The sequence below is a fragment of the Streptomyces sp. NPDC058335 genome, assembly GCF_042723915.1.
Taxonomy (GTDB): Bacteria; Actinomycetota; Actinomycetes; order Streptomycetales; family Streptomycetaceae; genus Streptomyces.
This window is the reverse complement of the sequence record NZ_JBHXHX010000002.1, coordinates 510656-524507: the sequence shown is the minus strand read 5'-3', so window position 1 is coordinate 524507 and position 13852 is coordinate 510656. Positions and strand designations below refer to the sequence as shown.

Below are 13852 nucleotides of genomic sequence, written 5' to 3'. Positions count from 1 at the left end.
CGACAGCCCCGGCCGTCCCGGCACGACTGAGAAGAAAAGAACCCATGTTCCGTACCGCCTTGCGCAACGTCCTCGCGCACAAGGCCCGGCTCCTGATGACCGTGCTCGCCGTGATGCTCGGCGTGGCCTTCGTGTCGGGGACCCTGGTCTTCACCAACACCATCTCCGACGCCTTCCAGAAGAGTTCCGCCAAGGGATTCGACCAGGTCGACGTCGCCGTCACGGCCGAGTCCCAGGAGGACGAGGGCGACCGCATCGGCAAGACGCCCGAGCTGACCCAGGCCCTGCTCGACGAGAGCGCCAAGGTTCCCGGCGCCGGGTCCGCGATCGGCGTGGTCGGCGGCTTCACGGCGATCGCCGACAAGGACGGCAAGCTCGTCGGCGGCGGTTTCCAGTCGCAGGGCGGCAACTACTGGGGCGACAAGGACCCCCGGTACACGCTGAAGGAGGGCACCGCACCGCGGGGCCCCGGACAGATCGCCCTGGACTCCGAGACCGCCCGGCGGGCCGGCTACGAGGTCGGCGACACCGTGCGCCTCTCGGTGGACGGCCCCGTCCTCAGCCCGAAGATCACCGGCATCTTCACCACCGACGACGGCAACGTCGCCGCGGGCGGCAGCCTCACCCTGTTCGACACGGCCACCGCCCAGCAGCTGTACGGCAAGACCGGCACGTACGACGAGATCGACGTGAAGGCCGCCGCCGGCACCTCGCAGAGCGCGCTGAAGGCCGCTCTCGACAAGGCGCTGCCGAAGGACCTCGTCGAGACCACCACCGGCGAGCAACTCGCCGACGACCAGGCCGAGATGATCTCCGCCTCGACCAGCGGGCTGAGGCAGGGCCTGCTGGTCTTCGCCGGCATCGCGCTCTTCGTCGGCACCTTCATCATCGCCAACACCTTCACCATGCTGGTCGCCCAGCGCACCAAGGAGCTGGCGCTGCTGCGCGCGGTCGGTGCCTCCCGCCGGCAGGTGACCCGGTCGGTGCTGATCGAGGCGTTCGTGGTCGGTACGGTCGCCGGTCTGACCGGACTGGTCGCCGGCGTCGGCATCGGCGCCGGAATGCGCTCGCTGATGGGCAGCCTGGGCGCGACCGTCCCCGACGGTCCGCTGGTCGTCTCGCCCGGCACGGTCGCGACCGCCCTCGTCGTCGGCGTCGTCATCACCATGCTGGCGGCCTGGCTGCCCGGCCGCCGGGCCGCGAAGATCCCGCCGGTCGCCGCGATGAGCAGTGTGCACGCCACGGCGTCCACCAAGTCGCTGGTGCTGCGCAACACCATCGGGGCCCTGCTCTCGGCCGCGGGCATCGCGGTGGTCCTCGCGGCCACCACCATGAGCGGCTCCGACGGCCAGGCCCCCATGGGGCTCGGCGCGGTCCTCCTCGTCATCGGCGTGTTCGTGCTGACCCCGCTGCTGTCCCGCCCGCTGATCGCGGCCGCCTCGCCGGTCCTGCGGATCTTCGGGGTGTCCGGCAAGCTCGCCCGGCAGAACTCGGTGCGCAACCCGCGCCGTACGGCCGCCACGGCCTCCGCGCTGATGGTCGGCCTCACCCTGATCACCGGCATGACGGTGATGGCGGGCAGCCTCCAGAAGTCGATCGACAAGATGGCCTCCACGGCGATCAAGGCCGACTACGTCGTGTCGATGGCGAACGGCAACGAGCTGTCCCCCGACGTCGAGAAGAAGCTGAAGGCCACCGACGGGGTGGCCGTCACCAGCCCGCTGCGCAACGCGCCCGCCCGCATCGACGGACAGACCGAGTACGTCACGGGCGTCACCGGCTCCGCCATCGGCGAGCTGACCGACCTCACGCTCGACGACGGCTCCTTCACGGTCGGCGGCACCAAGGTCGTCGTCGACGACGACACCGCCACGTCGCACGGCTGGAAGGCCGGTTCGGACTTCACGGTGGCGTACGAGGACGGCAAGAAGCAGGAGCTGACGGTCGCCGGGGTCTACCAGGGCAACGAGATGATCCAGGGCATCATCCTGGACAACACCGCCCTCGCGCCGCACCAGGACGACCCGACCGACATGCAGATCATGGTCAAGACGTCCGGCGGCGCCTCGGACGCGACGAAGGACAGGCTGGAGAAGGCCCTCGGCGCCAACCCGGCCATCAAGGTGCAGAGCAAGCAGGACCTCTCCGACGAGATCGCGCAGATGTTCACGCTGATGCTGAACATGCTCTACGGCCTGCTCGCCATGGCCGTGATCGTCGCGGTGCTCGGCGTCATCAACACGCTGGCGATGTCGGTGTTCGAGCGCTCGCAGGAGATCGGCATGCTGCGGGCGATCGGGCTGGACCGGCGGGCGGTGAAGCGGATGGTGCGGCTTGAGTCGCTCGTCATCGCGCTGTTCGGCGGGGTGCTCGGCATCGGGCTCGGCGTGTTCTTCGGCTGGGCGGCCGGTGAGCTGATCGGCACGTCGATGCCGACGTACGAACTCGTCCTGCCGTGGGCCCGGATGGCCGTGTTCCTGGCGCTGGCCGCTGCGGTGGGTGTCCTCGCGGCGCTCTGGCCGGCGCGGCGGGCGGCCGGGCTGAACGTACTGGCCGCCATCAAGTCCGAGTAGGGACGAGCTGGTTCGGGGCCCCGTCGGGAACGTCGGCGGGGCCCCTTCCGCTGTCTGCCGACCGGCTCAGTTCCAGGTGCGGGAGCGCAGGGGCAGGCCGGAGGCGCCGGAGGGCGGGGTGCGGACGGCCAGGACCTGGTTGACGCCGATGCGCTGGTGCTCGAAGGCGAGCGCGGAGGCCGCCATGTAGAGGCGCCAGACACGGGCCCGGCCCGCACCGGTCATTCGCACCGCCCGGCGCCAGTCGTCCTCCAGCCGGGACACCCAGCGGCGCAGGGTGAGGGCGTAGTGCTCGCGGATCGACTCCACGTCACGGACCTCGAAGCCGGCCCGTTCGAGCTGGGTGACGGTGGAGCCGAGGGGGGCGAGTTCGCCGTCCGGGAAGACGTAGGCGTCGATGAACTCGTCGATCTCGTAGGCGGTTTCGTCGCGATGCGGGCGGCGGGCGATCTGATGGTTGAGCAGCCGGCCGCCAGGCTTGAGGAGGGCGTACAGGACGCCGGCGTACTCCAGGTACCTGTCGGCGCCGACGTGCTCGGCCATGCCGATGGAGGAGATCGCGTCGTACGGCCCGTCGGCGACGTCCCGGTAGTCCTGGACGCGGATCTCGACCCGGTCGGTGAGGCCGGCGTCCGCGACGCGCTTGCGGGCGTACGCCGCCTGCTCCTGGGAGAGGGTGATGCCGACGACGTTCACCTCGTGCTCACGGGCGGCGTGGATCGCCATCGAGCCCCAGCCGCACCCCACGTCCAGCAGGCGCTGACCGGGTGTCAGTCCGAGTTTGCGGCAGACGAGTTCGAGCTTGTCGCGCTGGGCGTCCTCGAGGGTGCTGTCGGCCGACTCCCAGTAGGCGCAGGAGTACACCATGGACGGGCCGAGGACGATCTCGTAGAAGTCGTTGCCGACGTCGTAGTGGTGGCTGATCGCCCGCCGGTCGGTACGGCGGGTGTGCAGGTGGGTCGTCCGTCTGACCTCCTCGGGGGGCGGGGCGGGCGGCAGCGGCGGTCCGGCGAGCTTCAGCAGACCGCGGACCGCGGCGCGGAAGGCGGGGTCGCGCAGGGCCTCGGTGAGGGTACGGGCGTCCTCGTCGCGCTCCCAGACCTGGCCGGAGATCAGGTCGAGGGCCCGGTACAGGTCGCCCTCCACCTCCAGGTCACCGGACACCCAGGCGCGGGCAAGACCCAGCTCACCCGGCTTGAAGAGGAGCCGGCGGATGGCTCTGCGGTTCCGTACGACGAGGGTCGGCGCGTCGGGCGGCCCGGCCAGCGAGCCGTCCCAGGCCCGGACCCGCACCGGAAAAGGCGCTCCCAGCAACTGTTGGACGAGGGCATGGAGCCGCGGCGCGGCGTCTGCCATGGTGCACACCTCCGTGACGGTGATCCCGGATGTCCTTGCACCACGTAAACACCACCGCGGCCGGAACGCAGTCCCCTCCGAGGGTTATGTCTGTGCAAACCATCCGAACCGGTGTGGTCCCGCCCCGGACCCCCGCGCGGACCCGGCGGTCCTGCGGCACGCCGAAGGGGCCGCCCGCACCACGGATGGCGGGCGGCCCCTTCGGGGGTGTTTCGGTGACCGAGGTCAGGAGGCCTTGGCCTTTTCCCCGGTCTTCTCGGTCTTCTCCGCGGCCGGCTTGGCCGCTACCGGGGCCGGCTTCGCGGCCTCGTAGAACTCCTCGCGCGGGGACTCCAGCGCGCCGAGGGCGACGACCTCGCGCTTGAGGAACATGCCGAGCGTCCAGTCGGCGAAGACGCGGATCTTGCGGTTCCACGTCGGCATCGCCAGGCCGTGGTAGCCGCGGTGCATGTACCACGCCAGCCGGCCCTTGAGCTTGATCTTCATCTTGCCCATGACGATCATCGCGACGCCCTTGTGGAGGCCGAGGCCCGCCACCGCACCCTTGTTGGAGTGCGCGTACTCCTTCTGCGGGAAGCCCCGCATACCGGAGATCACGTTGTCGCCGAGGACCTTGGCCTGACGGAGCGCGTGCTGCGCGTTCGGCGGGCACCAGGCGTTCTCGACGCCGGCCTTGCGGGCGGCGACGTCGGGCACCTGGGCGTTGTCGCCGGCGGCCCAGATGTAGTCGGTGCCCTGCACCTGGAGCGTGGCGGCCGTGTCGACGTGACCACGGGGGCCCAGCGGGAGGCCGTAGCGGGCGAGGACCGGGTTCGGCTTGACGCCGGCCGTCCAGACGATCGTGCTGGAGTCGACCTCCAGGCCGTTCTTCAGCACCACGTGGCCGTCGACGCAGGAGTCCATCGAGGTGGAGAGGTAGATCTCCACACCGCGGCTCTCCAGGTGCTCCTTGCCGTAGGCGCCCAGCTTCGGGCCGACCTCGGGAAGGATCTTGTCGGCGGCGTCGACCAGGATGAAGCGCATGTCCTCGCGGGACACGTTCTTGTAGTACTTCGCGGCGTCGCGGGCCATGTCCTCGACCTCGCCGATGGTCTCCGCACCGGCGAAACCGCCGCCGATGAAGACGAAGGTGAGCGCCTTGCGGCGGATCTCCTCGTCGGTGGTGGAGTCGGCCTTGTCGAGCTGCTCGAGGACGTGGTTGCGCAGGCCGATGGCCTCCTCGATGCCCTTCATGCCGATGCCCTGCTCGGCGAGGCCGGGGATCGGGAAGGTGCGGGAGACCGCGCCGAGCGCGACGACGAGGTAGTCGAAGGGCAGCTCGTACGCCTCGCCGACCAGCGGGGCGATCGTGGCGACCTTGCGGTCCTGATCGATGGTGGTGACCCGGCCGGTGAGGACCTCCGCCTTGGGCAGCACGCGTCGCAGCGGGACGACGACGTGGCGCGGGGAGATGTTGCCGGCGGCGGTTTCGGGGAGGAAGGGCTGGTAGGTCATGTACGACCGGGGGTCGACGACCGTGACGGTCGCCTCGCCGTAGCGCATCTTCTTCTGGATACGCCGAGCTGCGTACAGGCCTACGTACCCACCGCCTACTACGAGGATCCTGGGACGCTCCGTGGTGCTCATGCCATCGAGTATCCACCCGCCCGAGGGGGGTCGCTCGTGCGCCCCTTCACAAGCTTCCTCGGGGTATGTGCTATCCTCCGCCGCTCACGTGATCCACGTCATGGTGCGCCATGGGAACCCGTATGCATCCGGTGCCGTTGTCAATGCCGCGTGAGCTGCCTCTCCGGGGCTCGGGGTGCCGAGTGAGGCCCTCGAAACACGCCTCGCGCAACACTCGGGAAACGTCCGCGCCTTCCACTTTTGAACATGTTCACCCGCCTTCCGGGGCCCCGGAAGGGCCAGTCGGCCGCTCTTCGTCCCCCGGCAGGGCCGTTTTCCTTGTGAAGAACTTCACGAAGTTTTCCGAGAGGGTGTCACCAAGGGGCGATTCCGGGCCGGATCGAGCCCCTCGATCATGCTCAAACGGTGTCCGACCTGCTCAGGAGAGAGCCGACCAGGCGATGCCGTCCAGGATGTCGTGCTCGCTCACCACGACCTCCTCCGCGCCGATCCGGTCCATGATCGACAGCAGGACCAGCGCGCCCGCGCCGATCACGTCGACCCGGCCCGGATGCATCGACGGGACCGCCGCGCGCTCTGCGTGGGTGGAGCGCAGCAGCCACTCGGTGATCTCGCGGACCCGTTCCCGGGAGACCCGGGAGTGGTGGATGGCCCGCGAGTCGTACGCGGGCAGCTTCTGCGCGATCGCCGAGACCGTCGTGACCGAACCGGCGAGGCCGACCAGGGTGTGCGCCTCGCTCAGCGGGACCGTGCGCTCCGCGAGGTCCAGGGCCGCCTCGATGTCGGCGCGCATCGCCGCGATCTGCTGCTCCGTCGGCGGGTCGGTGACCGCCCCGTCGACGACCAGGTGCCGCTCGGTCATCCGCACGCAGCCGACGTCCACGGAACGTGCCGCGCGCACCTGGTCGTTCCCTACGACGAACTCGGTCGAGCCGCCGCCGATGTCCACGACGAGGTAGGGCTTCGTCAGGTCGTCACGGCCCGTCAGTTCCTTGGTGGCGCCGGTGAAGGAGAACTCCGCCTCCTGGTCACCGGAGATCACCTCGGGCTCGACGCCCAGGATGTCGAGCACCCCACGCACGAACTCGTCCCGGTTCTCCGCGTCGCGCGAGGCGGAGGTGGCCACGAAGCGGAGCCGCTCGGCGCCGTGCTCCTTGATGACGGCCGCGTACTCCCGGCACGCGGCGAAGGTCCGCTCCAGCGCCTCGGGCGCGAGCCGCCCGGTCCGGTCGACCCCCTGCCCGAGCCGCACGATCGTCATACGGCGGTCCAGCTCGACCAGTTCACCCGTCTCGGGGTGGGCGTCGGCGACGAGCAGACGGATGGAGTTCGTACCGCAGTCGACGGCGGCGACGCGAGTCATCGGGCGTCTCCCTCGGCCGGCTCGGAGGCGAAGTGGCCCGACCCGTCCTCCGGTGTCCCCACCTGCGTCACACACGCCCCCTTGGACCACCACTGCGGCAACATGCCCAGCGCCTCGTCCCCGAGCGGGTTCACCCCGGGCCCCGCGGCCAGGGAGTGGGCGACGAGCACGTGGAGACACTTCACCCGGTCCGGCATCCCTCCCGCACTGGGGAAGTTCTTCAGCTCCTCGATCTCGTCCCGCCGCCGCACATAGTCCTCGTGCGCCGCACGGTACGCCGCCGCCAGTTCCGGATCGGTCTGGAGCCGTTCCGTCATCTCCTTCATCACGCCGTTCGCCTCGAGCGTGCCGATCGCCGAGTTGGCCTTCGGGCACGTCAGGTAGTACAGCGTCGGGAAGGGGGTGCCGTCGGGGAGGCGGGGGGCCGTCTCCACCACGTCCGGCTGGCCGCACGGGCAGCGGTGCGCGATCGCGCGCAGGCCGCGTGGCGGGCGTCCGAGCTGCTGCTTGAAGGCCTCGACGTCGGCGTCGGTGGGCTCGGTGCGGGGAGTGGTCGGCGGGGGGGTTTCCATGCCTGTACGAAAGTCTCTCTGTCAGTTCATCGGTCGCAGTTCATCGTCCGGCGGCGGCGTCGGACTTGTCGACGCCGTCCCAGACGTTCGAGTACCAGGGGCGGTCGGCGGCCCCCTGGTCGGCGCGGGACTGCTCCGCGGCGTCGGGGTCGACGACGACGAAACCCGTCTCCCCCGGCATCACGTAGTGGAGCCGCAGCCGGATCTGCTGTTCGGCGTAGGCGTCGTCCTGCCAGCGTGCCTTGAGGTCGCGGAGTTGTTCCACCCGCTCGCGGGCCTCCCGCTTCTCGCGCTGGAGATCGGCGATCTCCGCGCGCTGGGAGACGTACTGCCGCATGGGGTAGGCCAGGGCCACGATCAGCGTGCACAGGACGAGCGCGAGGAGGGCCGCCCGGCCGGTGAGGCGGGAGCGGCGGGCCTGGCGCTTGGTCTGGGACCGGTAGACCCGGGCCGCGGTCTGCTCGCCGAGCAGTTTGATCCTGGTCGCGGTGGAGAAACGGTCCCGGTCCTTCACGGCCATGTGTCCCCGCCTCCCGTCTCACACGTGCGTACGTCCCCGGACACGGTACGGGACCGGTACGGGGACGTACGTACGACTGGCGCAGGCTTGACCCTTAACGGCTCAGCCGGGCCGGTTTCAGGCCTGCCCTGCTCAGCCCTTGAAGCGGGGGAAGGCGCTGCGGCCGGCGTACACCGCGGCGTCGTCGAGGATCTCCTCGATGCGCAGCAGCTGGTTGTACTTGGCGACGCGGTCCGAGCGGGCCGGGGCGCCCGTCTTGATCTGGCCGCAGTTCACCGCGACGGCGAGGTCGGCGATGGTGACGTCCTCGGTCTCGCCGGAGCGGTGGGACATCATGCACTTGAAGCCGTTGCGCTGGGCCATCTCGACGGCGTCCAGGGTCTCGGTCAGCGAGCCGATCTGGTTGACCTTGACGAGCAGGGCGTTCGCGGAGCCCTCCTCGATGCCGCGGGCCAGGCGCTCCGGGTTGGTGACGAAGAGGTCGTCGCCGACGATCTGGACCTTGTCGCCCAGCTTGTCGGTGATGACCTTCCAGCCGGCCCAGTCGTCCTCGTACAGCGGGTCCTCGATGGAGACCAGCGGGTACGCGGAGACCAGCTCCTCGTAGTACTCGGTCATCTCGGCGGCCGAGCGGGACTTGCCCTCGAACTCGTACTTGCCGTCCTTGTAGAACTCGGACGCGGCGACGTCGAGCGCGAGCGCGATCTGCTCGCCGGGGACGTAACCGGCCTGCTTGATGGCCTCGATGATGAGGTCGAGCGCGGCGCGGTTGGACTCCAGGTTCGGGGCGAAGCCGCCCTCGTCACCCAGGCCGGTGGACAGGCCCTTGGTCTTCAGCACCTTCTTGAGGGTGTGGTAGACCTCGGCGCCCCAGCGCAGGGCCTCGGAGAAGGACTCCGCGCCGATCGGGGCGATCATGAACTCCTGGATGTCCACGTTGGAGTCGGCGTGCGAGCCGCCGTTCAAAATGTTCATCATCGGAACGGGCAGCAGGTGCGCGTTCGGGCCGCCCAGGTAGCGGAAGAGGGGGAGGTCGCTGGCCTCGGAGGCGGCGTGCGCGACGGCCAGGGAGACGCCGAGGATGGCGTTGGCGCCGAGGGAGCCCTTGTTGTCGGTGGCGTCCAGGTCGAACATCGCCTGGTCGATCAGGCGCTGCTCGGTGGCGTCGTAGCCGACCAGCTCGGGGCCGATCTGCTCGATGACGGCCAGGACGGCCTTCTCGACACCCTTGCCGTGGTAGCGGTTCGGGTCACCGTCGCGGAGCTCGATGGCCTCGAAGGCGCCGGTGGAGGCGCCGGAGGGAACGGCGGCACGACCCGTGCTGCCGTCGTCGAGGCCGACCTCGACCTCGACCGTGGGGTTGCCTCGGGAGTCCAGGATTTCCCGGGCTACGACGACGTCGATGGACGGCACGAGCATCTCCTTCTTGGGATGTGACGCTGGTTGTGCGGGGCACGTGGGGGCGTTGATGAGCCCTTGGCGAGCCTTGCGACTAGAGCCTAACCGTCTCGGGCGGTCGGTCGGCCGACCGACCGTCCCGTGGACAGGGAGACGGTACCCATTGTTTCCGGCCGGAACAAAGGGGGGTGGCCAACAGAAGGTGGCGAACGGGAAAAGAAAACCCCGCCCCGGTGCGTACGGGGGAACACGCACCGGGGCGGGGGACCGTGGGGACGGGGGCTCCCTCACGAGGCCTTCAGCGTGGCGGCCTCGGCTGTGAGGGGGCTGTGGTCCGGCTGGGAGCCGGATGTCACTTCAGGTGCAGCTGCTGACCCGGGTAGATGAGGTCGGCGTCCTGGACGATGTCCTTGTTCAGCTCGAACAGCTTGGCCCAGCCGCCCTTGACGTCGTGCGCCTCGGCGATGGAGCTGAGCGTGTCGCCCTTGACGACCTTGTACTCGCCGTCACCCTTCTTGACCTTCTTGCCGGTCGGGGTGGTGACCGTCTTCGGGGCCTTGGCGGCCGGGCGCTCGGCGGAGCGGGAGGCGCTCTGCTCCTCGGTGGAGCGCGTGGTGGTCTCCGAGGAGCCGCCGGAGGAGGAGCTGCCGGTGGACGACGAGCCCGTGGAGGCCGAGCCGCCGTTGTACGCGGCGCCGGACAGGCCCACGCCGCAGGACGGCCAGGCACCCTTGCCCTGGCCCGCGAGGACCTTCTCGGCGATCTGGATCTGCTGGGACTTCGAGGCCTTGTCGGCGGTGGAGGCGAACTGCGTGCCGCCGTACGCGGCCCAGGTGGAGGCCGAGAACTGCAGGCCGCCGTAGTAGCCGTTGCCGGTGTTGATGGACCAGTTGCCGCCGGACTCGCACTGGGCGACGGCGTCCCACTCGGAGGCGGTGGCGGCGGAGGCGTTGCCGGCCGCCATCAGCGGGGCGGCTATGGCGACGCCGGTGACACCGGCGAGCGCGGCGACACGGGTGGCCTTGGACGGGCGGCGGTGCTTGCCCTTGCCGGAAAACAGCATGGTGGATCCCCTCACCGACGCCTGCGAGGTGAGCTGTCGGGTTCGGGCCGTGTGAGTTGCCCGGCCACTCGCCCTCGGGAGCGCCGCTCCCTGGGACGTGTGGCTTCACCCCAAGCCGTTCCGGTCAACCGACCGGTCCGGCACTTACCTTGGGTCCCCCGCTCCTGCCTACGGCGCTTGCGCGACGACTGTTCCCGGGCTGCCACTGGCAGGATTCGGCGTTGCGACAGCCGGGGCTCGGGTTGCCGAGCGGTCCTGACGGTAGACACGCGCTCGGCGGAATTTCAAAGACGATCACGCCTTCTGAGACTCATCCCACACTTTCACCAAACCAGACATTCAGTGCGAAGCGTGACGTGAACTCCCGCTGCTTTTCCCGTTTTTCGGCCCTATTCGACCGCTGTGTCGAGCGTCTGACCGGCGGTGATGTTGTTCGGGTCGGCGCCGATGGCGGCCTTGTTCTCGGCGTAGAGGGCACGCCATCCGCCGTCGAGGGCAAGGGAGTCGGCGATGGAGGCCAGGGAGTCGCCCTCGCGCACGACGTAGGTGCTCGCGGCGTGACGGCCGGACGAGGCGGTGGTGGTGCCGTCCGGCGCGGGCGCGGCCTCCTCGGCGGTGGTGCCGCGGTGCCGGCCGGAGGTGAGGGAGCCCGTGTCGACGAGGCTCCAAGAACCCACATCCTGGACCGACTTGTCCGAGTCGTCCACTTCTGGGTTGGCCGTGGGTGAGCTGTCGCCCGACCCCGAGGCGCTCGCGTCCGCATCTGCGGGCGTATCGGACTTCGAGGAGCTGTCCGGCGTACCGGAGTAAGGGGACGAAGGTGACGGGGACGTCGAGTCCGTGCCGTCCAGGGACGATTCGGCCGACGGGTCGGCGGAACCCCCCGTGGAACCCGAGGATTGCGAGGAGTCGGTGGAGCCCGACGAACCGGACGAACCCTTGGACAGGTCGGACAAGCCGGACGACACGGAGGAGTCGGACGAGTCGTCCGCCACTCCGGTGTCCACGCTGCCCGCGCCGTTGTCCTTGGTGAGCCCGGACGTCAGCCCGCAGGTGCCCCAGGCGCCGATGCCCTGGTCCGCGAGGACCTTCTGGGCGACGGATATCTGCTGGTTGCGGCTGGCCAGGTCGGGGCGCTCGGCGAAGTCGAGGCCGCCGTACGCCTCCCAGTCCTCCTGGCTCAGCGCCAGGCCGCCGTACTCGCCGTTGCCCGTGTCGGCGCTCCAGGAGCCGCCGGACTCGCACTCCGCCACCGTGTCCCACACCGTGCCGTCGGCTGCGCTCGCGCCGGTGGCGCCGAGCAGCGGGATGGCGATCGCGGTGCCGGTCACGCCGGCCGCGACGAGGAGGGCCGGAGCCTGGCGGGGGCGCCGGTGACGACCGTTCCCGGAGAGCATGCGGGGGCCTTTCTCGAGACAGCAGTGCCTGCGCGGCGAGTGAAGCGGGGCGCCGCGCTGACAGGTGAACGTATCGGCAGACGATCACTTGTCACAAGTTAATGCCGCGCAGATCACGTGAAGATCACAGAGTTGAGGAACGGTCACCTTTGCTTCGCCACTTGGTCACATAACGGACGGTCAGCGGACGGCTGCGGCGGGTTCACCGGAAACAGCGGGAGTGAACTCCACGGGCAGCGTGCGCAGTCCGCGCATGATGAGGCCGCCGCGCCACCTCAGGTCGGCCGGGTCCGCGGCCAGTCGCAGATCCGGCAGGCGGGTGAGGAGGGTGGCCAGCGCGGTCTGTCCCTCCAGGCGGGCCAGGGGGGCGCCCAGGCAGTAGTGGATGCCGTGGCCGTAGCCGAGATGCTGGTTGTCGCGGCGGGAGAGGTCGAGGACGTCCGGGTCGGTGAACCGCTCCGGGTCCCGGTCGGCGGCCGCCAGGACGACGAGGACGGGGTCGCCGGGGGCGATGTCCTGTCCGCCGACGGTGACGGACTCGGTGGCGTACCGCCAGGTGGCGAGTTCCACCGGGCCGTCGTAGCGCAGGAGTTCCTCCACGCCGGTCGCCAGGAGGTCGCTGTCGCCCGCCGCCAGGGAGTCCTGGAGGCGGGTGCGCTGCTCGGGGTGGTTCAGGAGGGCGTAGGTGCCGTTGCCGATCAGGTTCACGGTCGTCTCGAAACCGGCGAACAGGAGGATGAAGGCCATGGCGGCGGCCTCGTTCTCGGTGAGGTGCTCGCCGTGGTCGGAGGCGCGGATCAGACCGGAGATGAGGTCCTCGCCGGGCGCCGGGTCGGCGGGAAGCTCGGCGCGCTTGCGGTGGATGAGGTCCAGGAGATAGCCGCGCATCTTCTTCACCGACCGCGCGACACCGCCGCGCGGGCCGCCGCCGTGCCGGATCATCATGCCCGCCCAGTCACGGAAGTCGTCCTGGTCCTCGCGGGGGACACCGAGCAGGTCGCAGATGGCGTAGATGGGGAGCGGGAAGGCGAAGTCGTGGATGAGGTCGGCGGTCCCCTTCTGCACGAACCGGTCGATGAGTTCGTCCGTCAGCTCCTGGACGCGGGGCGCGAACTCGGCGACGCGGCGGGGTGTGAACGCCTTGCTGACGAGCCGTCGCAGCCGGGTGTGGTCCGGCGGGTCGATGTTCAGCAGATGCGTCATCAGCTCGGCCTTGCGCTCACCGGGGATTCCTGTCTTGCCCTTGGCGTGCGCGGGCTCGTCGTGATGCGCCGGGTTCTTGCTGAGCCGCGGGTCGGCGAGCGCCTGCTTTGCATCGGCGTACCGGGTGACCAGCCAGGCCTCCACACCGCTGGGCAGCCGGGTGCGATGCACGGGCGCGTGCTCACGGAGCCAGGCGTAGGCGGGGTAGGGATCGGTGGCGAACTCCCAGGTGAACAGGGCTGGCGCGGACGTCTCGGGTACGGGCTGGTCGGTCACACCTCGACGGTATCGGGGACAGGCGCGGGGGCCTCGCGCAGGCCTTACCCGTCCTGGACACGGATGCCGAATCCACGGCTCCACGGCACCGACGCGCGGCCCGGCCGTAGTCGCCCCCCGAGGCGGAACGACCGAGACGCGTCGACGCGCTGCCGGACCGGAGCGACGACGGAGGCCCGCCGCGCCCCCGTGCCTGGATCGGTGGCACTACGGCCGCCTGCGCCTGGCCTGACCGTGATCGCCACACCCCCCGACGCGGAACGACCGAACCGCCCCGGCGCGCTACCGGACCGGAGCGACGGCGGAGGCCCTGCAACCCCAGTGCCGGGGTCAGCGGCGCCACGACACCGACATGCGGCCTGACCGTATGCGCCACACCCCCCGAGGCGGAACGACCGAACCGCCCCGGCGCGCTGCCGGACCGGAGCGACGACGGAGGCCCGCCGCGCCCCCGTGCCTGGATCGGTGGCCCTACGGCCGTCTGCGTCCGGCCTGGTCGCGTCCG

10 protein-coding genes and 1 riboswitch are annotated in these 13852 nt (G+C 70.2%); of the genes, 1 reads left to right on the top strand and 9 read right to left on the bottom strand.

Annotated elements, in window-relative coordinates; genetic code table 11:
* Window positions 1-44: 44 nt before the first annotated feature.
* Window positions 45-2573 (top strand): ABC transporter permease, encoded by a 2529-nt coding sequence (locus ACFWJX_RS05435; RefSeq protein ID WP_383237126.1) that lies wholly within the window; start codon window positions 45-47, stop codon window positions 2571-2573.
* A gap of 66 nt (window positions 2574-2639) precedes the next feature.
* Here the strand turns inward: ACFWJX_RS05435 and ACFWJX_RS05430 are convergent, their stop codons facing one another.
* The 9 genes from ACFWJX_RS05430 to ACFWJX_RS05390 all read right to left on the bottom strand — a co-directional run bounded on the left by ACFWJX_RS05430 (window position 2640) and on the right by ACFWJX_RS05390 (window position 13347).
* A complete protein-coding gene (locus ACFWJX_RS05430) occupies window positions 2640-3929 on the bottom strand; it encodes a class I SAM-dependent methyltransferase (protein ID WP_383237123.1) in 1290 nt (429 codons plus the stop codon).
* Window positions 3930-4154: 225 nt separating this feature from the next.
* Window positions 4155-5555 (bottom strand): NAD(P)/FAD-dependent oxidoreductase, encoded by a 1401-nt coding sequence (locus tag ACFWJX_RS05425; RefSeq protein WP_383237120.1) that lies wholly within the window; start codon window positions 5553-5555, stop codon window positions 4155-4157.
* 418 nt (window positions 5556-5973) lie between these two features.
* The gene (locus ACFWJX_RS05420) at window positions 5974-6918 is read right to left on the bottom strand and encodes an exopolyphosphatase (protein ID WP_383237117.1); all 945 of its coding nucleotides are present in this window, start codon (window positions 6916-6918) and stop codon (window positions 5974-5976) included.
* On the bottom strand, window positions 6915-7490 hold the full coding sequence (locus ACFWJX_RS05415) for a DUF501 domain-containing protein (RefSeq protein ID WP_383237114.1): 576 nt from the start codon (window positions 7488-7490) through the stop codon (window positions 6915-6917). The genes ACFWJX_RS05420 and ACFWJX_RS05415 overlap by 4 nt, the downstream gene beginning before the upstream one ends.
* A 40-nt stretch (window positions 7491-7530) precedes the next feature.
* Window positions 7531-8010 carry a septum formation initiator family protein gene (locus ACFWJX_RS05410; protein ID WP_383237111.1) on the bottom strand — a complete coding sequence of 160 codons (480 nt, stop codon included), beginning with the start codon at window positions 8008-8010 and terminating at the stop codon, window positions 7531-7533.
* A gap of 132 nt (window positions 8011-8142) precedes the next feature.
* Window positions 8143-9429: a phosphopyruvate hydratase gene (gene eno / locus ACFWJX_RS05405; protein WP_073496092.1), complete on the bottom strand. Its 1287-nt coding sequence runs from the start codon at window positions 9427-9429 to the stop codon at window positions 8143-8145.
* A gap of 331 nt (window positions 9430-9760) precedes the next feature.
* Entirely contained in the window at window positions 9761-10471 is a 711-nt protein-coding gene (locus ACFWJX_RS05400; protein WP_383237108.1) for a transglycosylase family protein, read from the bottom strand.
* 3 nt (window positions 10472-10474) lie between these two features.
* A riboswitch (cyclic di-AMP (ydaO/yuaA leader) is annotated at window positions 10475-10657 on the bottom strand.
* A 203-nt stretch (window positions 10658-10860) separates the two neighbouring features.
* Entirely contained in the window at window positions 10861-11868 is a 1008-nt protein-coding gene (locus ACFWJX_RS05395) for a transglycosylase family protein (protein WP_383237105.1), read from the bottom strand.
* Window positions 11869-12048: 180 nt separating this feature from the next.
* A complete protein-coding gene (locus ACFWJX_RS05390; RefSeq protein ID WP_383237103.1) occupies window positions 12049-13347 on the bottom strand; it encodes a cytochrome P450 in 1299 nt (432 codons plus the stop codon).
* Window positions 13348-13852 lie beyond the last annotated feature (505 nt).